We start from the raw sequence: 18,585 nt of genomic DNA, 5'->3' as shown, positions 1-18,585 counted from the left end.
GGGCGAGATGTTTTATTTGCCAATACAGATGGTCATATGAATTTCTGGGCTTGTTTTATTGAATAAAAAATATGTGCCGTGTTTTATCTGGCGATATCGATTTATATAAAATTAACAATGCTGTGGTGTCGAGTCGTGTCACTTTTTTGGAATCGAATATAAGCTGTGTGAACCGGTTGGCGATGTGTGGCGGTCGATCGCTGATTTTTCTTGTCATGGCGATTCTCGATCAGTCTCTATCCAGAAAAATACGATGAGATTGATCTGACTCATTTGGCATCCGATTCGCGGCGTTCTTCGTTCGAGGAAACCTGCGGATGGCGTGCGCCGGGTCCGTTGTTGATGTTCAGGGAATCTGGTTCCACCAAAATATATAAATCGGAAGAAATGTCGTTTGCCGTTTAATTTGGACTGCGTATCGTTGCTTTGATGGGTGACTGATTATGAACAAGATATATAGAAAAGTCTGGAACAGGTCGAGGGGCCAGATTGTGGTCGTTTCCGAACGGTCATCCGGAAATTCGCCTGGCAGCGCGTCGCGGGGAACCGGCCTGGTGGCGGCCGTCGGGAGCACGGTGTCGCTGCTTGCGACGTTGGTGCTGTCGTCCAGTGCCTACGCGGCGATTACGGTGTCGGATAACGGCGTCTCGACTAACAGTGCCGGTACCGCGCATGCGGGGGGAAGTGCCGGAGGGCTTGGCGCGACGGCGTCGGCAAACTCGATCGCGATGGTGGGCGACGGGGATTGCAACAGATTGACGTCAGGGCCATTCACCGTAGCCGGCGTTTACGGTACGGGGGCGAATTTCACCGGCGGCATCTACGGCTTCGGCGTTCAGAACTCCGCAACGAGCTACGACACGCCGACGAACGCAGGCGCCGGACAAACGACCGGAATGCAAGGCTACACCGCGAACAACAGCGTGACCGGCAATGTCCAGCAGAGCGCCAACGGAATCGCAGGCACGACTGCATACGGACTGCAAACGACAGCGATGGGCTGCGACGCGCATGCGAACGGCTGGGCGTCGCAGGCATTCGGCTGGGGCGCGAATGCGAGTGGAGCCGGGGCGGTCGCGGTTGGCGTGTATGCGACCGCGTCGGGTCAAGGTGCGGTCGCGTTCGGGATCGGCGCGGTCGCGTCGGCGATGGACACCTTCGCAGTGGGCGCGCTTGCGAAAGCCAGCGGGCAGGGCGACATTGCAATCGGCGCGCAATCGGCGGCCAATTCGGGCATCACATCCGGAACGTCCGAGCAATCGGCCGTGGCGTTCGGGCATGCCGCGACGGCGAGCGGCCAGAACACCGTGTCGGTCGGCAATGCGGCGGTCGCGAACGGCACCGGCTCGATCGCGATCGGCGGCGCGGCGAGCTCGGCCGCCAAGGCGGTCGCGCTGGGATCGGGTGCATCCGCCGGCGCGTCGTCTTCGGTCGCGATCGGCGATTCGAACGTGGTTGCTGCGTCCGCCGGTACGGGGGCGACCGCGATCGGCTACCAGTCGAGCGCCAGTAGCGGCACGGGCGCGGTCGCGATCGGCAGCCAGCAGACGGCGAGCGGCAACGGTGCGGTTGCGATCGGCGATCCCAACACGGCAACCGGGACCGGGGCGGTTGCGATCGGCGCCAACAACGTGGCGAACGGGCAGGGCGCGGTCGCGCTCGGCAATTCGAACATGGCAACCGGCACGGGCGCGATTGCGCTTGGCAATGCGTCGACCGCGGTGGCCAACGGCGGTGTGGCGCTCGGCGCCGGCGCAGTGGCGTATAACGCGAATGACGTGTCGCTGGGTTCGAGCTCCGTGACCGCGGCGCCCAATGCGACGCCGGGCGCAACGATCGGTGGAGCGTCCTATACGTTCGCCGGCACTGCGCCGGCCAGCGTCGTGAGCGTCGGCGCCGCGGGAGCCGAGCGGCAGATCACGAACGTTGCGGCCGGAAGCCTGACGGCGTCGAGCACCGACGCAGTGAACGGCTCGCAGCTTTTTGCAACCGTTCAGGCGATCAATACGCTTTCGACTTCTACGTCGACCGGTTTGTCGTCGACCAATAGTTCCGTTGCATCGCTGTCCACGTCGGCTTCGACGGGCATCAGTTCGGCGAACAGCTCGATTGCGTCACTGTCGACTTCGACGTCGACGGGCATCAGTACGGCACAAAGCGGTGTCAACTCGCTGTCCACCGGCCTGTCGTCGACCAATAGCTCGGTCGCTTCGTTGTCCACGTCGGCTTCGACAGGCATCAGTTCGGCCAACAGCTCGATCACGTCGCTGTCATCTTCCACGTCGACCGGCATCAGTACGGCGCAAAGCGGTGTCAATTCGCTGTCCACCGGCCTGTCGTCGACCAATAGTTCGGTTGCTTCGCTGTCGACTTCGACGTCGACGGGCATCAGCTCTACAAACAGCTCGATCACATCGCTGTCATCATCCACGTCGACGGGCATCAGTACTGTGCAAAGCGGTGTCAATTCGCTGTCCACTGGCTTGTCGTCGACCAACAGTTCAGTTACGTCGTTGTCCACCTCGGCTTCGACAGGCATCAGTTCGGCGAATGGCTCGATCGCGTCGTTGTCGACTTCCACGTCGACCGGCATCAGCACGGCACAAAGTGGTGTCAATTCGCTGTCGACCGGCTTGTCGTCGACCAATAGCACGGTTGCTTCGCTGTCGACTTCCACCTCGACCGGAATCAGCACGGCACAAAGCGGTGTCAATTCGCTGTCGACCGGTCTGTCATCGACCAACAGCTCGGTCGCATCGCTGTCCACCTCGGCCTCGACGGGCATCAGCTCGGCGAACAGCTCGATCGCCTCGTTGTCGTCTTCCACGTCAACCGGCATCAGTACGGCACAAAGTGGTGTCAATTCGCTGTCGACCGGCTTGTCGTCGACCAATAGCACGGCTGCTTCGCTGTCGACTTCCACATCGACCGGCATCAGTACGGCACAAAGCGGCGTCAATTCGCTGTCCACCGGTCTGTCATCGACCAACAGCTCGGTTGCATCGCTGTCCACCTCGGCCTCGACGGGCATCAGCTCGGCGAACAGCTCGATCACATCGTTGTCGTCGTCCACGTCGACCGGCATCAGCACGGCACAAAGCGGTGTCAACTCGCTGTCGACCGGCCTGTCGTCGACCAACAGTTCAGTAGCGTCGTTGTCCACCTCGGCCTCGACCGGTATCAGTTCGGCCAATAGCTCGATCGCCTCGTTGTCGACTTCTACGTCGACCGGCATCAGCTCGCTGTCGACGGGCCTGTCGACGATCACGACCACGACCAACAACCTCGGCAGCAGCACTGCTGCGGCGCTCGGCGGCGGCGCGGCGTACAACCCGGCGACGGGCGCGATCTCCGCGCCGTCGTACACGACGTACAACGCGAACGGCACGACGACGACAAACAATAGCGTCGGCTCGGCGATCGACAACATCAACGCGAACGGCATCAAGTACGTCCACGCGAATTCGACGGGCGCGGACAGCGTCGCGACGGGCGCCGACGCCGTTGCGATCGGCAAGGGCGCGGCCGCCTCGACCAACGACTCGGTCGCGCTCGGCGCGAACTCGGCAACGGCCGTGGCCAACCCGACTAGCAGCGCGGTGGTCGGCGCGACTACATTCGGCGCATTCGCCGGCAGCGCGCCCGTGGGGGTCGTGAGCGTCGGCACGCCGGGTGCGGAACGCCAGATCACCAACGTCGCAGCCGGTCAGGTCACGGCTGCCAGTACCGAAGCGATCAACGGCAGCCAGCTGTACGCGGTTGCGTCGAAGCTCGACTCGGCTACGACTTCGATATCGTCGCTGTCGACAGGTCTGTCGTCGACCAATAGCGCGGTTGCGTCGCTGTCGACTTCCACCTCGACCGGCATCAGCACGGCGCAAAGTGGCGTCAACTCGCTGTCCACCGGTCTCTCGTCGACCAACAGTTCGGTTGCATCGCTGTCCACGTCGGCCTCGACGGGCATCAGCTCGGCGAACAGCTCGATCTCGTCGTTGTCGACGTCCACGTCGACCGGCATCAGCACGGCGCAAAGCGGTGTCAATTCGCTGTCCACCGGTCTCTCGTCGACCAATAGTTCGGTTGCATCGTTGTCCACGTCGGCCTCGACGGGCATCAGTTCGGCGAACAGCTCGATCTCGTCGTTGTCGACGTCCACGTCGACCGGTATCAGCACGGCGCAAAGTGGCGTCAACTCGCTGTCCACCGGTCTCTCGTCGACCAACAGTTCGGTTGCATCGTTGTCCACGTCGGCCTCGACGGGCATCAGTTCGGCGAACAGCTCGATCTCGTCGTTGTCGACGTCCACGTCGACCGGTATCAGCACGGCGCAAAGTGGCGTCAACTCGCTGTCCACCGGTCTCTCGTCGACCAACAGTTCGGTTGCATCGTTGTCCACGTCGGCCTCGACGGGCATCAGCTCGGCGAACAGCTCAATCTCGTCGTTGTCGACGTCCACGTCGACAGGCATCAGCACGGCGCAAAGTGGCGTCAACTCGCTGTCCACTGGCTTGTCGTCGACCAACAGCTCGGTCGCTTCGCTGTCCACGTCGGCTTCGACAGGCATCAGTTCGGCGAACAGTTCGATCGGGTCATTGTCGACGTCCACGTCGACCGGCATCAGCACCGCACAAAGCGGCGTCAATTCGCTGTCCACCGGCCTGTCGTCAACCAATAGCGCGGTTGCATCGCTGTCCACGTCGGCTTCGACAGGCATCAGTTCGGCGAACAGTTCGATCGCGTCGTTGTCGACCTCGACGTCGACCGGCATCGGTTCGTTGTCGACGGGTCTGTCGTCAACCAACAGCTCGGTTGCATCGCTGTCTACGTCGGCCTCGACCGGAATCAGCACGGCGCAAAGCGGTGTCAATTCGCTGTCCACTGGCTTGTCGTCGACCAACAGCTCGGTCGCGTCGCTGTCCACGTCGGCCTCGACGGGCATCAGTTCGGCGAACAGTTCGATCACATCGCTGTCGACTTCGACATCGACCGGCATCAGCACGGCGCAAAGCGGTGTCAATTCGCTGTCCACTGGCTTGTCGTCGACCAACAGCGCGGTGGTGTCGCTGTCCACCTCGACCTCGACGGGCATCAGCTCAGCAACCAGCTCGATCGCATCACTGTCGACTTCCACGTCGACCGGCATCAATTCGCTGTCGACGGGTCTCTCGTCAACGACCAGCTCAGTCGCATCACTGTCGACCTCGACCTCGACGGGCCTGAGCACCGCAAGCAGCAACATCTCTTCGCTGTCCACCGGGTTGAGTTCGCTGTCGACCGCAGTCAACGGCGGCGGAACGAAGTACTTCCACACCAACTCGACGCAGCCTGACAGCCAGGCGCTCGGGACGAACGCGATCGCCGTCGGCCCGGCGGCCACAGCCTCGGGCGCGAGCAGCATTGCCATGGGCGATAACGCGAACGCGTCGACAGGCGGCGCGGTGGCGATCGGCCGAACCGCGGTCGCGACAGGCGGGCAATCGGTGTCGATCGGCGTTGCAAATACGGCGAGCGGGGACGGAGCGGTGGCGATCGGCGATCCGAACGTCGCAACGGGCACCGGCGCGGTCGCATTGGGCGCGAACAACTCGGCGAACGGCCAGGGCGCCGTGGCGCTCGGCAACGCGAACGTTGCGACGGGAACGGGCTCGCTGGCCCTCGGCAATACCTCCACGGCGGCAGCAGGGGGCGCGATCGCGTTGGGCGCCAATGCAATCGCAAGCAATGCAAATGATGTCGCGCTGGGCTCGGGCAGCGTTACCGCGATTGCAAGTCCGGTCGGCAGCGCCCCCATTGCCGGTCAGACGTATTCGTTCGCGGGTGGTCTGCCGACAAGCGTGGTGAGCGTCGGCGCACCGGGGGCCGAACGCCAGATCATCAACGTCGCGGCGGGGCGGATTTCCGCGACGTCGACCGACGCGGTGAACGGGTCGCAGATGAACGCCGTCACCCAGGCGCTGGCATCGCTGTCAACTTCGACGGCAAGTGCACTGTCGACGACGCAAAGCGGCCTGAGTTCCTTGTCGACCGGGCTGAGTTCGACGCGGAGCAGCGTGAGTTCCCTGTCGACCGGGCTGAGCACGACGAGCAGCAACATTTCGTCGCTTTCGACCGGTTTGAGCACGTCGCAGAGCGGGATCGCGTCGCTTTCAACCGGGTTGAGCACGACGAACGACAGTCTCGCGTCGCTGTCGACCGCGATATCCGGCGGCGGAATCCACGCCAACAGCTTGGGTGGTGTATCGGTGGGGCCGGCGGCGAACGCGTCGGGTGCCAACAGCACGGCGGTGGGTGGCGCGGCGTCGGCATCGGGAGCCAACGCAACCGCGCTCGGTCAGGCGTCGAATGCATCGGGCGATAACTCGACGGCGCTGGGGCAGGCGTCGAGTGCGTCCGGAAGGGGTTCCACGGCGGTGGGGCAGGGCGCGAGCGCGCCGGGAGACGGGTCGTCGGCATTCGGCCAGGGGGCGATCGCGTCCGGTACGAACGCGACCGCGCTGGGCGCCCATTCGACGGCATCGGCGCCGAATGCGGTGGCGATCGGCGCGAACTCGGTAGCGTCCGAGCCGAACACGGTGTCATTCGGTTCGCCGGGCCATGAACGTCGGCTCACGAACGTCGCACCGGGGATTGACGGCACCGACGCGGCGAACATGAATCAGCTCAGGGACGTGCAATCGAGCGTCAATCAAGCTGCTCGCCGTGCCTATTCGGGCGTGGCGGCCGCCACCGCATTGACGATGATCCCGGAAGTCGATCCCGGCAAGACGATTGCGGTCGGGATCGGGGCAGGCAGCTATCAAGGCTATTCGGCATCGGCAATCGGTGTGTCCGTCCGATTCTCCGACAACCTGAAGGCGAAGCTCGGCGTCGGCATGAGCGGGCAGGGCAGCACATACGGCGGAGGTGTCTCGTACCAGTGGTAACAAGGTAACAAACGCGCCCGGCGCAGGACCATTCGGTCCTCGTCCGGGGCCCCGTCACAACCGACGCCGTGTCGACCATCCGGCAAGCCGGTAGGTTGCCGCCGCCATGATCCCGAATGTCAGATGGGCCGCCAGCGTGATGGCGCCGCGAACCGGAATGAACCACGGGAAGATTCCGGTGAAACCGTACAGGTTGATTACGTAGAGAAGAAGCCCGAACACGGCCCCCACGAGCAGCGCAGGCCGAAGCGACAGACGGCGAATCGCCACCGCCAGCACGGCGGTGTAGGCGAGCGAGAGAGAAAAATGCACGAGCGTCGCCATGCCCATGACGAGCGGCTCGAAGCCGGCGGGCGGCCCAAGCACGCGTCGGCCCATGACGATGGCGGCCGTGAGGCGCGCGTCGCGATACAGGTTCCGAATGGCGTCGTCGCCGTGGAGCCACCACAACAGCAGTTCCACCCATGTCGAGCCGATGGCGGCGCACAACGCTGCCCAGAGGATTCCGATCGAAGCGCCCGGTTTCATGTGTCGCCTGCCTTGGCGGTCGGTTGATTCGTGACGCGCCTGCTTTGCGCGGGTGATTCATTCTGACGCATCCGGCAGTCGGTATCCGATGCCTTGAGCCCGGAAATCCGGGCATCCGGATCGAAAATGCCGGCAGGAACCGGATCGCGCGACAGCGCCGATGTGACGCGTATTTTCGTGTGGGTATGTTTTGGATGAAAATCGATTCATCAAGATAATGAAAGTTATCTTAATGCGATCATTTTTATGCCACACTGACGGAATGAACCCGCTCCCGTTCCCGCCACGCCCGACCGAACCCGCTCCCGCCGGCTTTCCCGATGCCGACGAGCTTGCCGCGCTGCGCGCGTGGTATGCCGGGATGACCGTCCGTCACGCGGTGGAACGCTACCTGCCGGACCGGCTGGGCGCACGGCGCTCGGCGCGCGGTGTGCTCGGCGGCATTCGCCGCCGCCTCGTGCGCGCCGCGCAATCAGCGCGCCGGCCCGATCTCGCGGACGTGCTGGCGCACCCCGAAGGTGAGCGTTTACGGGAAGCAAAAGCGGTCGCCGAAGCGATCGAGATCCTGCGGCATGCGCGCGCGCCGTCGCCGCACATCGGCGATGCGGTCGACGACTGGCTGCCCGCCCGGGCGGTCGCTGCGCTGCGGGCGCATGGCATTGCGACGCTGGCCGATCTCACCGTGCGGATTCCGCGCCGTCGCCAGTGGTGGAAGGCGGTTCCCGGGCTCGGCCTGACCAGCGCACGCCGCATCGAGGCATTCTTCGCCGCGCATCCGGAACTGACGGCGCGCGCGCGGGCGCTCGTCGCGGTGTCGCCGCCGAGCGGCATCGTCCCGTGGGAACAGCTCCGGTTGCCGCACGAAGTCGACGGGTCGGCCGGGACCTTCCGCGCGCCGCGCGCCACCTGCACGCTCGACGCGGACAACGACTACCAGGCGGTGCAGGCGTGGCTGTCGCTGCACGAATCGACGGCGACCCGGCGCGCGTACCGGAAGGAAGCGGAGCGGCTGATCCTGTGGGCGATCGTCGAGCGCGGCCGCGCACTGTCGTCGCTGACCACCGAGGACGCGGTCGCGTACCGCGCGTTCCTGCGCCGCCCGACGCCGGCCGAACGCTGGATCGGGCCGGTCCGGCCGCGCGGCGCGGCCGACTGGCGCCCGTTCTCCGGCGGCCTGTCGGCGCGCTCGGCCGCGTACACGCTGTCCGTGCTGGGCGCGCTGTTCCGCTGGCTGATCGAGCAGCGCTATCTGCTCGCGAATCCGTTCGCCGGCGTCAAGGTGCGCGATACGCGCCGGTCGATTGTGCTCGACACGTCGCATGCGTTTACCGAAGGGGAGTGGCTGCTCGTCAGGACGATTGCCGACGGGCTCGAATGGTCGTACGGCTGGGAGCCGGCGGCGGCGCAGCGGCTGCGTTTCATCCTGGACTTCGGCTATGCGACGGGGTTGCGCGCGAGCGAGCTGGTCGGCGCGACGCTCGGCGACATCGAGACCGATGCGCACGGCGATCCGTGGATCAAGGTCGTCGGGAAGGGGCGCAAGGCGGCCAGGGTCGCGTTGCCGCCGCTGGCCCGGGCGGCGCTCGACCGCCATCTGGTCGCGCGCCGCCTGCCGGTCACGCCGAGCCGCTGGCGGCCCGATACGCCGCTGATCCCGAGCCTGACCGAGGACGGCGACGCCGCGATCACCAGCGTGCGGCTTTGGAAAGTGCTGCAGCGCTTCTTCGGGCAGACGGCCGGCCTCGTCGACGCGGACAACCCGGCGCTCGCCGCGAAGCTGCGGCAAGCCAGCCCGCACTGGATGCGCCACACGCACGCGACCCACGCGCTCGCGCGCGGCGCCGAGCTGACGACCGTGCGCGATAATCTGCGTCACGCGTCGATCTCGACCACGTCGATCTACCTGCACGGCGACGACGTGAAACGGGCGCGTCAGCTGTCGGACGCGTTCTCGGCGGAAAAGTGACGGGGGCGCAAGCGCATCGTGCGTCGCATCAACCTGACTTGTTTCGAGGAAACGCATGGCATCGAGCCAAAGCACCGTGGATTTCATCGTCGAACAGATCGCGGCGGCCGGCGCCGTGTCGGCGCGGAAGATGTTCGGCGAATACGGCATCTATTGCGACGGAAAGATGGTGGCGCTCGTCTGCGACGATCAGCTGTTCGTCAAGCCGACGCCCGACGGCAAGGCCTTTCTCGGTGAATGCGACGAAGGCCCGCCGTATCCGGGCGCGAAGCCGTGTTTCGTCATTTCGGGCGAGCGCTGGGATGAGCACGAATGGTTGTCCCGGCTGATCCAGATCACGGCCGCGCAGCTGCCGCCGCCGAAGCCGCGCAAGCGCTGATGCAAAAGGGGTAAGCTTGTTCATGACCGGCGCCGCCGGTCGGAGCACGCACATGTCGACCGCTGAAAATACCGAAGTAAACGGGCCGTTCCGACTGTTCCGGCCGGGATGCCACGCCATCCTCGCCGCATGGTGTCTGTGCTGGAGCGCGCTGTCGTTCGGCGCGGACGCCGCCGCGACGCTGCTCGACCGCTATCACGACCTGTCGGAGCAACTGAAGCACAACCCGTTCCGTCGTCCGCTGACCCTCGAATCGTCGGAGGGGAAGTCGGCGCTGCGGGGCGACATCTACGCCGTCGTCGACTATCCGTTCGGCGTGGTCGACGGCAGGCTCAACGACCCCGTTCGGGGGCCGGCCAACTGGTGCGACGTCCTGATCCTGCACCTCAACGTCAAGTATTGCCGCGCATCGTCGAACAGCGACGGCGCGACGCTCGACGTCAACCTCGGCAGGAAGGTCGAGCAGAAGCTGGACGACACCTATCGCCTGACGTTCCGTTACCGTGCGTCGCCCGCGACCCCGGGCTATTTCCAGGTCAATCTCGATGCCGACAGCGGGCCGATGAGCACGAAGGACTATCGCATCGCGCTGGAAGCGATCCCGGTCGGCGATACCCGCACGTTCCTGCATCTGACGTACGCGTATGGCTTCGGCACGATGGGCCGCATGGCGATGAAGGCCTATCTGGGCACCATCGGACGCGACAAGGTCGGCTTCACCGTCGCCGGCGCGCCCGCCGCATCGCCGCCCGCGTACATCGGCGGCGTGCGCGGGCTGCTGGAGCGCAACACGATGCGCTATTACCTCGCGATCGACGCGTACCTCGGGACGCTCGACAAGCCGCTCGACCAGCGTCTCGCGCGCTGGTTCGATGCGACCGAGCAGTACGCGCGGCAGCTCCACGAGATGGACCGGCAGGACTACTTGCAGATGAAGGCGAAGGAAATCCAGCGGCAGCAGAGCGCGCGGTAGGCGCTGCCGTTCCCGGAAGCGGTGCGATGACGAGCGGTCAGGTATATGGGTTGTTTGGCGAGACGAATGGTACGCCGGCGCCGCGGTTCGGACGTTTCTTCCAGACCGATCCGATCGAGTACAAGGATGACCTGAACGGGGGCGCTTACGTCGGGAACGACCCGACGAATATGTCCGATCCAGATACTAGGAATTTTGGAAAAAAATCGGGTTTTCCCGTGACGGACTGCATAAATCCGACTTCATCGTCTGCTCCAGACGAGGCTCGGCGGACATTCACTTTGGGTGCGCACGATCTTCCAACAGCCGATCACGCTCGAGGGGCTCACCTTTCAGCAATCGATGGCGCTTGCGAAAGTAGCCTGCGGCAAGGGGGCGGCCCGGGCAGAGGTTGGCTATGGCATGCTACTTGACGAGAACAAGCAGCCCGTTGCCACGATAAACCCGGATTCGGACGAGGCCGTGGTGGTGAAGGTTTCTCCAGAGAGCGGGGCAAGAATATATAAGTTGCTTTGCACGACAAGCAGAATCCATGATCCCTTGTTTTCAATAGCAGATCAAACTGTTGTGGAGGCAATGATCAAGCAGTTTATGCAACGAGCGCTTGCCCCATAGCGCGCATCGCTCTCGACCTCCGTGCTCGGTATCGTGAAAGTCACGGTGAAGCTCATTCAGTGCAGAGAACGCGGCCAGCGCCGCGCAGGCGTACGCCGGCAGCGTGCGCGCTGCGAGCCGGAGCCGACCGATGCGGGGGGATGTATCGGGGAGATGGAATATGCCGACCGCTTATCGATTCGAGGCGAGTCTCGCATTTCTCCGCTCTCGCGCAATCCAATCTGCGATCGCAGAACCCGGGCTAGCTTTATAGCAAAAGCAACGCGAATTTCAATGCGTATTTGTCTGAATAAAAGCCGTCGACGCTTATCCTAGACTCGAGTTCCGTCCGCAAGGGATTTCACTTACGGAATCCCTCCGCGCATCGCGAAGCCGTTCATGCGCGCCGGACGGCGATTTCGTCGATAAAGAGAAAGCAACCGGACGAAACCTGCGTCGACGTTTCAAGCTCGCGGATCGAGTGCAAATTATTAAGGAGACCTTTAAATGGCCAGCTTTGTTCGCAAGGACGCCTGGAATGCGGGCGGTGATTTCAACAATGAGGATCTCCTCTGGTACGCGAGGGGCGTCGGGAAGATGATGGAGCGAGCGCTGGACGACCCGGCCAGCTGGTGGTTCTTCGCCGCCATTCATGGCGAGTACATCACGCCCGATACGACCAGGAAGATTCCTCCGGACACCTATCCGAGATGGAGCCAGATCAAAAGCCCGCCGAGCGTGCCGACCACGCCGGTGCCGGACCTGGCGACCCGGGAGCGGTACTGGAATCAGTGCCAGCATGGCACCTGGTACTTCCTGCCATGGCACCGCGGATATCTGCTGGCGCTCGAGGCTCAGTTGCGCGCCGACATCGTGAGCCTGGGCGGCCCCGCAACCTGGGCGCTCCCTTACTGGAACTACTTTGGCGGAGCGCACGGCGCCGACGCGCAGATGCCGCCGGCTTTCGCCCAGCAGACGATGCCCGACGGAACCACGCCCAATCCTCTGTATGTGGCGATGCGGTATGGGCCGGATGGAAACGGCGACATCTACATCCCCACGGACACGCGGGGGCCGGCGAACGAGCAGGGTTCCGGCATGCCCAACGAGGACGTGACGCAAGCCTGCATGACCAACGACCTCTACACCGGGTCGGATCAGTCAACCCCGCTGCCGGGATTCGGTGGTCCGGTTACCAAGTTTTCCCATTCGGGCCGCCACCACGGAAACATGGAACACAATCCGCACGACCTGGTCCATGTGTACACGGGGGGCGAGATCAGCGACACCGATTTCGGCTTGATGGCCGACCCCGGCACGGCGGGACTGGACCCGATCTTCTACCTTCATCACTGCAACATCGACCGTATGTGGGCTTCGTGGAACGCGGCGGGCAACGCCAACCCCGAGGACACGGACTGGCTCAAAGGCCCCGTGAAGTTGTTCGTGGTCCCGATGCCGGGCGGCGAAAGCTGGCAGTTCGTCCCCCGGGACGTGACCAGCCTTGCCACATTGGACTACACCTACCAGGACCTTGCCACGGCCGTCCAGGCCGCGACGGCGCCGCTGCTGCTGAGACTGCAGAAGTTGGGCGTCGCCGGCCTCCCGGCCACGGTAGCGCACCGCGCGCCCAGCCCGAGGGCGACGCAAGCGCCTGCCGAGCTGCTGGGCGCCAGCGTCGGCGCCGTTCAGATCTCGGGAGCCGGCACCGGGCCCATCAGTGTGCGATTGGACGCGGATGTCCAGGCGCGCGTGATCAAGAGTCTCGCGCAAGCGTCGCTCTCGGCGCCGCCCGATCGGGTGTACCTCCAGCTGGAGAACGTGCGCGGCACGCTGGATTCGACCGTGCTGGGCGTCTATGTCAACCTGCCCGCCGATGCCAGCAGTCCGGCGCTTCTGCGCGCGCATCAGGCCGGCGCGATCGCGCTGTTCGGCCTGCGGCGCGCAAGCACGGCGGATGGTGCGCATGGCGGGGACGGCTTGACCTACGTCCTGGACATCTCTCGCTTGCTGGACCAACTGTATCTGGAAGACCAGCTGCCGAGCGGAAACATCACCGTTACCCTGCTGGCGCGACGCGCGCTGCCTCCGAAAGGCACGATCGAGGTAGGCCGGGTGAGCGTCTATCGGCAGCCCGATTGAGCGGGGCGCGTCGTGATCCTCAATCGGCGTGAGCTTGCCCACGTGCAGTTCGGTGTTCTTGGAGCAAGCGCTGCTGCCTGGATCGCCATTGCCGCGTCGTCGCTCGGGTTTGGGCAAGGGGGGCTGTCGGACGCGTTGTGCAGTTCGACGCAACGAGCCACGTGGCTGACCGCAGGCTGGATGCTGTCGGCCAGCCGCGGTTGGCTGTTGATGATCGTGGCCATGATGGGCCCGATGACGCTGCCTGCCATCGTGCACATTCGTGTCAGCACCTTTGCCAGCCGACGCTGGCGTGCCGTTTCACTGTTCTTGCTGGGCTTCATGGCCGTCTGGGTAATGGCGGGCCTGGCGATGACGGCGCTTGAAACGGCCGTGAGAGACGCGATGGCGAATTCGTACGGTCCGGCCGCGTTGGCAGCGCTAGTCGCTTGCGTTTGGCACGTCTCGCCGTTCAAGCAGCGGTGCCTCAATCGCTGTCACGCGCACCGTCCGCTGTCGCCTTTCGGGCTGAAGGCCGATGTCGATGCCCTTCGGCTCGGGCTGCGGCACGGGCTGTGGTGCGTCGGCACTTGCTGGGCGCTGATGTTGGCGACGGTCCTGCTGCCTGGATGGCAACTGGCGGCGATGGCCGTCGTTTCGGCGCTGGCGTTTTGCGAGCGGCTGGACCCACCGAGGATGCCCGCATGGCGGCTCAGGGGGCTTCCCACGGCCGGCCTTTGGCTGCGCCGCGAAATCGTGCACGTCAAGTTGCGCGTGCTGCGTCAACGGGGGCAACGCCCTGAACGCCAAGCTCGGGAACATGGACTCGTATGACCGACCCAACCAACGTGACAGGCTCGCTTCGCTCGCTGCGTGTGATTGCATCGAGCGACGCGCCAATCCTCGTGCAAGGCGACGGCGTGGTGGTCCAGCTACGCATCGACAGCCCGGCCGTCGTCGCACTGGCATCCGAGCAGGCCGCCCACGCCGGCGACGCATCCCTGTTCCGTTTCTACCTGATGCTGGAGCACGTCCGCGGCACGCACGACGCGACCGTGTTGCAAGCATTTCTGCGGACCCAAAGCTCAGCCCATGCCGGCCACCCCCAGGACACCTATCTGGCCAGCGTCGGCTTGTTCGGACTCAGGCGGGCAAGCTCGGACGATTCGAGCGAGGGGCTGCTCTACTCCCTCGACATCACGTCGCACGCCGCGCTGCTGCAGAACGCGACCGTGCCCGTGGAAGAGTTTTTCTGCGTGTCGATACGTCCTCGACATGCGCTTCCCGGCGGCGTCGCGATTCACATCGGTCGACTATGCATATGCGTCGAACATATCAACGCTTGAAAGCGGTGTTCTGAACACGCGACGCGCCTCCCATGGCGCGCGGGGAGAGCATGCAATGGGAGCAACCGACAATCGCTCGCGTTCCTGCGGCGACGGCAATCATCGAAGCGGCTTGAGGCAAGCCTGCCTGTCCGGGGCGATCGGCCTGGTGGCGCTGCTGAGCGCGCCTTGCGCGATGTCCGCATCCAGCGGCGCCGTGCATGGCGCGGCGGTTCACAGCATGCAGGGCATGGAAAGCGAGCACATGATGAGCGCGCTGCCCGGCAGCAAGGCCTCGGTCTCGCTGTCGGACATCGCGGCCAACGATCCCGAGCCGCCGACGGATTTCCAAATCGGGACGCTGACGAAACCAATCAAGACGGCAAACCCGGAGACGCAAGCTTTTTTCGATCAAGGCTTGCGCTTCTACTGTGCGTTCAACTTTCGCGAGGCGTACCGCGCGTACAGGGCCGCGCTCAAGCGAGACCCCGACTGCGTCATGTGCCGATGGGGGATCGCGATGTCGCTGGGCGTGAACATCAATCAGCTCGATCAGCCGGAACAGGACCGCCGGATCGCGCAACAGATGCTCAAGGACGCGCTGCGTATCCGTGATGCGGATCGGAAGGAGCGCGCGCTTGTCGAGGCGGCGCTGCCACGCTATGAAGCGCATCAGCAGATTCCCGGCGAGCATGAGCGCCAGACCCGGCGCAACAAGGACTATGCCGACGCGATGACCGCGCTGGCCCACCGCTACCCGGATGATCCCGACATCCAGACCCAGTATGCGGATGCCGTGATGAACCTCAAGCCCTGGGAATACTGGGACCATCAGGGGAACGCGGCTTACCCGGCCATTCCGCCGGCAGTCGATGCGGTCGAAGGCGGGCTGAAGGACCACGCCGATCACATGGGACTCGTCCATTGGTACATTCATATTCGCGAGGGGTCGACGGAGCCGAACGCCGTGACGCCTTATGCGAACAAGCTGGCCGACCTCGCGCCCGGTGCGGGCCACCTGGTCCATATGCCGTCGCACATCTATTACCGCACCGGCGACCACCTCAAATCGTTCGAAGCGAACCGGAATGCAACGGCGAGTGACGAAGCCTATTTCAGCAAGGTCGACGCCAGGCTCACGGGCGGCATCGATCACCCGGACGGCGACCGTTACCGCTGGGGCTACTACCGGCACAACATCCATTTCGCGCTTGCTTCGGCGATCATGACCGGCAACGTCGAGGACATGAACTGGGCCGCCGATCGCCTCCGGAGTTCGGAAGGCAAGGGCGTGACGTTCCGGACCGACCGTTATCGTGGCGTCTATTACCAATCGCTGCCGTATTTCATGTCGCCGGACGAGATCATCCAGCAGCCGCCGCCTGACGGGAAGGAAAAGGACTGGCGCTATGTACGCATTTCCTGGGACTACGCACAAGTGCTTGCATACGTCCGCAAACGTGATGAACGCGGCGCACGAAGTGCGTATGCGCAGCTCGAGAAGGACGTGATCGCTTTCAGGAACGAGCGGCGCGAAGAAGTGATGGGTCACCAGGCAGCGCAGATCATGCAATCGGTCGCGCACGCGCGGATCGACCAGATGAAAGGCGACGCGCAAAGCGGCGTACGCGTTCTCGAACGCTCGGTCAGGCAGCAGGACGCGATGAACTATGACGAGCCGCCATACTGGATGGTGCCGGTCAGACAGACCCTCGCCGCGCTTCTGATCGACCTCGGCCGATACGACAACGCGATCGACGCGCTCCACGCGTCACTCGGCGGCGACGACCCGAATCGTGACCTGTACACGAATTTCAAAGGCAACGGCTGGGCGTATTTCGGCTTGACGCAGGCTTACGAAAGAAAAGGGATCGGGAATTTGACACCCGAACAACAAAACGACTACGACAGCGCCCGGAAACGGCTCGCCGAATACTGTCCGCCCGCCGATCATGTTTGCGCTTTGTCGCTCGATCGTATGTAAATAAACGAACCTGAAGGCGGTCGACGCGCTCCGGATTTTCGGAATGACGCATGGTGCGCCTGCACAAGCCGGCGCGCCGCGCTGCGGCGGCGCCGCAACGCAGGCCGCGAAGGGGGGAGCGGCACGCTGCGACGCGAGCGCGACAGCGCGACGCTCGACTTGTACGGCGTATATAGCTATTAGCGTGCCAACGCTTTCAAATCGTTGATGCGCCGGACGTTTTCTCCTGGAGATGTCAGCGGGACGTCTGCAAAACGTAAGAAACGTTTCAGGTCTGAAACGCAAGCGATCCCGACGATCACGAATGAGCCGCCGACGGTTGAAAGAAGGATTTTCAATAATTTAGGCATTTAATTAAGATGACGAACGCCGAAATGGTGGTCGGCATTTTCAACTGGCGCATCAATCGATTCGGAACAATGAAGCGATTATCGATGCGATGGCCTCGAACATTAAGAAAATCGGAATTAACGAAAAAATGTTCCTGCTGGATTTTCGGGAGCGTCTACTGTTGTGCTAATCTCGCTGCGCTGGCAGTGGTATTTCGCCTGCTCCGATAATGAGAAATTCAAGCAGGCGGCCCATTGTTGAGCGAAATGTCAATAAGCGGTTGATTCATTTTAATTGTGAAGTTGATCGCGTCTGGATGTGCGGGTGTCAGGTTCGGCGGGAATTTTCTCGCGTTTGCATGATGAATTCTCGCCGGAGTCATTCCGAAGTCGAGGTTTTTCCCATTCACACAGTGAGGTGGTTGACATGCTATACGACGACATCGTTTCCGCATTGGGCAGAGCTGTTAAAGATCCCGGTTATCGCTCCAAACTCCTGGCCGATCCGAACGGCACGTTGCGGGCCGACGGCGCCGATCTTGGAAGTTCGGTCACCACGCTCGAGTGGGTCGAGTCGACCAACTGCCTGAACGTCCACGTCGCGAACGGCGGCGCTGACTGGAGCGGCGCGGTCCTGCTGAAGATCGAGAAGTAAGGTTCCCGCAGCATTCGCAGCAACAGCAGTGATCGCGCGCGAAGGGCGCGTCGCAACGGCGCCGCGTCCTTCGCATTCCACTCACGAGCCCATGCGAGTCCGCCCTTGATCTGGACGTTTCCAGCCCCGCTTTGCCTGTTCGTTCGTGCGACCATCCGGCGCGAAAAATACGAGGCGTTCAAGGAACTGGCCCGCCACGTTGCCTTCGCGTATCGCCAGCATCCGGCGAGGCTCGAGTGGAGCGCCTACGCAACCGTCGCGGGCCCGTCGCTCGCGGTGTACATCATCGTTCCGCTCGATTCGCTCGGCGCGATGGACGAGATGGTCTCGCTCGACAAGGTCATGGCCGACGTCTACGGCGACGAAGGCGCGATCAGGCTGGGCGAATTCCAGAACTGCGTGCTGGACATGAGCACGTCGGTCCTCAACCGGATCGATCTGGGCCTGTCGCCCGTGCCGCCGCGCGACGCACCGGCCGAATATCTGTATTACCTGAACATCAAGGTCGATCCCGCGCGCGCGGGCCGGTTCCTCGAGCGCGCGCGAGAGGCCGCCGCCGTGATGACGAACGGCCCGTTCGCGCTTTACGGCACGTTCGCCGGCGCAACCCGCGTGCACGGCTTCGCGCTCGGCGAGCGCATGGCCGATCTCGAACTGATCGGCCGCCTGCAGAGCCGCATCGCTTCCGGATCGCACGCCGACGACGGCGAACGGATCTGGGCCGGCATTCACGACACGCTTCAGGAGACCGAGACCTCGATCCTCCGCCAGATCGGTCACGACGTTCACGACCAGCGCTGAAGCCGAG

At 63.7% G+C, this 18,585-nt stretch carries 12 protein-coding genes; 11 read left to right on the top strand and 1 reads right to left on the bottom strand.

From position 1 onward, the window contains the following. Nucleotides 1-443 precede the first annotated feature (443 nt). Nucleotides 444-6,923, top strand: coding sequence for an ESPR-type extended signal peptide-containing protein (locus B7P44_RS38015; RefSeq protein WP_157721148.1), 6,480 nt, complete (start codon nucleotides 444-446; stop codon nucleotides 6,921-6,923). Between the two features lie 54 nt (nucleotides 6,924-6,977). Here B7P44_RS38015 and B7P44_RS34865 read toward each other — a convergent pair whose 3' ends face one another. Beyond that, complete coding sequence (locus B7P44_RS34865; protein WP_084910619.1) at nucleotides 6,978-7,451, bottom strand: sodium:proline symporter; 474 nt, start codon at nucleotides 7,449-7,451, stop codon at nucleotides 6,978-6,980. 262 nt (nucleotides 7,452-7,713) lie between these two features. Here B7P44_RS34865 and B7P44_RS34860 point away from each other — a divergent pair, with 262 nt between their 5' ends. The 10 genes from B7P44_RS34860 (at nucleotide 7,714) to B7P44_RS34815 (ending at nucleotide 18,578) form a co-directional block, all read left to right on the top strand. Next, nucleotides 7,714-9,417 carry a site-specific integrase gene (locus B7P44_RS34860; protein ID WP_084910617.1) on the top strand — a complete coding sequence of 568 codons (1,704 nt, stop codon included), beginning with the start codon at nucleotides 7,714-7,716 and terminating at the stop codon, nucleotides 9,415-9,417. A gap of 55 nt (nucleotides 9,418-9,472) precedes the next feature. Next, nucleotides 9,473-9,796, top strand: a complete 324-nt coding sequence (locus B7P44_RS34855; RefSeq protein ID WP_084910615.1) for a TfoX/Sxy family protein — start codon at nucleotides 9,473-9,475, stop codon at nucleotides 9,794-9,796. Between the two features lie 52 nt (nucleotides 9,797-9,848). Then, the gene (locus tag B7P44_RS34850; RefSeq protein ID WP_193834338.1) at nucleotides 9,849-10,769 is read left to right on the top strand and encodes a hypothetical protein; all 921 of its coding nucleotides are present in this window, start codon (nucleotides 9,849-9,851) and stop codon (nucleotides 10,767-10,769) included. Between the two features lie 285 nt (nucleotides 10,770-11,054). Continuing rightward, nucleotides 11,055-11,384: a hypothetical protein gene (locus tag B7P44_RS34845; protein WP_084910613.1), complete on the top strand. Its 330-nt coding sequence runs from the start codon at nucleotides 11,055-11,057 to the stop codon at nucleotides 11,382-11,384. 486 nt (nucleotides 11,385-11,870) lie between these two features. After that, a complete protein-coding gene (locus tag B7P44_RS34840; protein WP_084910611.1) occupies nucleotides 11,871-13,505 on the top strand; it encodes a tyrosinase family protein in 1,635 nt (544 codons plus the stop codon). A gap of 12 nt (nucleotides 13,506-13,517) precedes the next feature. Continuing rightward, nucleotides 13,518-14,318, top strand: coding sequence for a DUF2182 domain-containing protein (locus tag B7P44_RS34835; protein WP_084910609.1), 801 nt, complete (start codon nucleotides 13,518-13,520; stop codon nucleotides 14,316-14,318). Further along, nucleotides 14,315-14,830 carry a DUF7868 domain-containing protein gene (locus B7P44_RS34830; protein WP_133117994.1) on the top strand — a complete coding sequence of 172 codons (516 nt, stop codon included), beginning with the start codon at nucleotides 14,315-14,317 and terminating at the stop codon, nucleotides 14,828-14,830. The genes B7P44_RS34835 and B7P44_RS34830 overlap by 4 nt, the downstream gene beginning before the upstream one ends. Nucleotides 14,831-14,885: 55 nt before the next feature. Then, nucleotides 14,886-16,793, top strand: coding sequence for a tetratricopeptide repeat protein (locus tag B7P44_RS34825; protein ID WP_193834339.1), 1,908 nt, complete (start codon nucleotides 14,886-14,888; stop codon nucleotides 16,791-16,793). A gap of 756 nt (nucleotides 16,794-17,549) precedes the next feature. Next, on the top strand, nucleotides 17,550-17,777 hold the full coding sequence (locus tag B7P44_RS34820; RefSeq protein WP_084910605.1) for a hypothetical protein: 228 nt from the start codon (nucleotides 17,550-17,552) through the stop codon (nucleotides 17,775-17,777). A gap of 105 nt (nucleotides 17,778-17,882) precedes the next feature. Further along, on the top strand, nucleotides 17,883-18,578 hold the full coding sequence (locus tag B7P44_RS34815; protein ID WP_084910603.1) for a hypothetical protein: 696 nt from the start codon (nucleotides 17,883-17,885) through the stop codon (nucleotides 18,576-18,578). Nucleotides 18,579-18,585 lie beyond the last annotated feature (7 nt).

This window comes from Burkholderia ubonensis subsp. mesacidophila (assembly GCF_002097715.1).
Classification (GTDB): Bacteria; Pseudomonadota; Gammaproteobacteria; order Burkholderiales; family Burkholderiaceae; genus Burkholderia; species Burkholderia mesacidophila.
Note: the sequence above shows the minus strand (reverse complement) of the source record. Positions and strands in the feature narration are given on the sequence as shown.

Bases quoted from the DNA above. Each gene is read 5' to 3' on its own strand.
- B7P44_RS34855 (WP_084910615.1), top strand. From the start codon at position 9,473: ATGGCATCGAGCCAAAGCACCGTGGATTTCATCGTCGAACAGATCGCG.
- B7P44_RS34865 (WP_084910619.1), bottom strand. From the start codon at position 7,451: ATGAAACCGGGCGCTTCGATCGGAATCCTCTGGGCAGCGTTGTGCGCC.
- B7P44_RS34860 (WP_084910617.1), top strand. From the start codon at position 7,714: ATGAACCCGCTCCCGTTCCCGCCACGCCCGACCGAACCCGCTCCCGCC.
- B7P44_RS34820 (WP_084910605.1), top strand. From the start codon at position 17,550: ATGCTATACGACGACATCGTTTCCGCATTGGGCAGAGCTGTTAAAGAT.
- B7P44_RS34850 (WP_193834338.1), top strand. From the start codon at position 9,849: ATGTCGACCGCTGAAAATACCGAAGTAAACGGGCCGTTCCGACTGTTC.
- B7P44_RS34840 (WP_084910611.1), top strand. From the start codon at position 11,871: ATGGCCAGCTTTGTTCGCAAGGACGCCTGGAATGCGGGCGGTGATTTC.
- B7P44_RS38015 (WP_157721148.1), top strand. From the start codon at position 444: ATGAACAAGATATATAGAAAAGTCTGGAACAGGTCGAGGGGCCAGATT.
- B7P44_RS34825 (WP_193834339.1), top strand. From the start codon at position 14,886: ATGGGAGCAACCGACAATCGCTCGCGTTCCTGCGGCGACGGCAATCAT.
- B7P44_RS34830 (WP_133117994.1), top strand. From the start codon at position 14,315: ATGACCGACCCAACCAACGTGACAGGCTCGCTTCGCTCGCTGCGTGTG.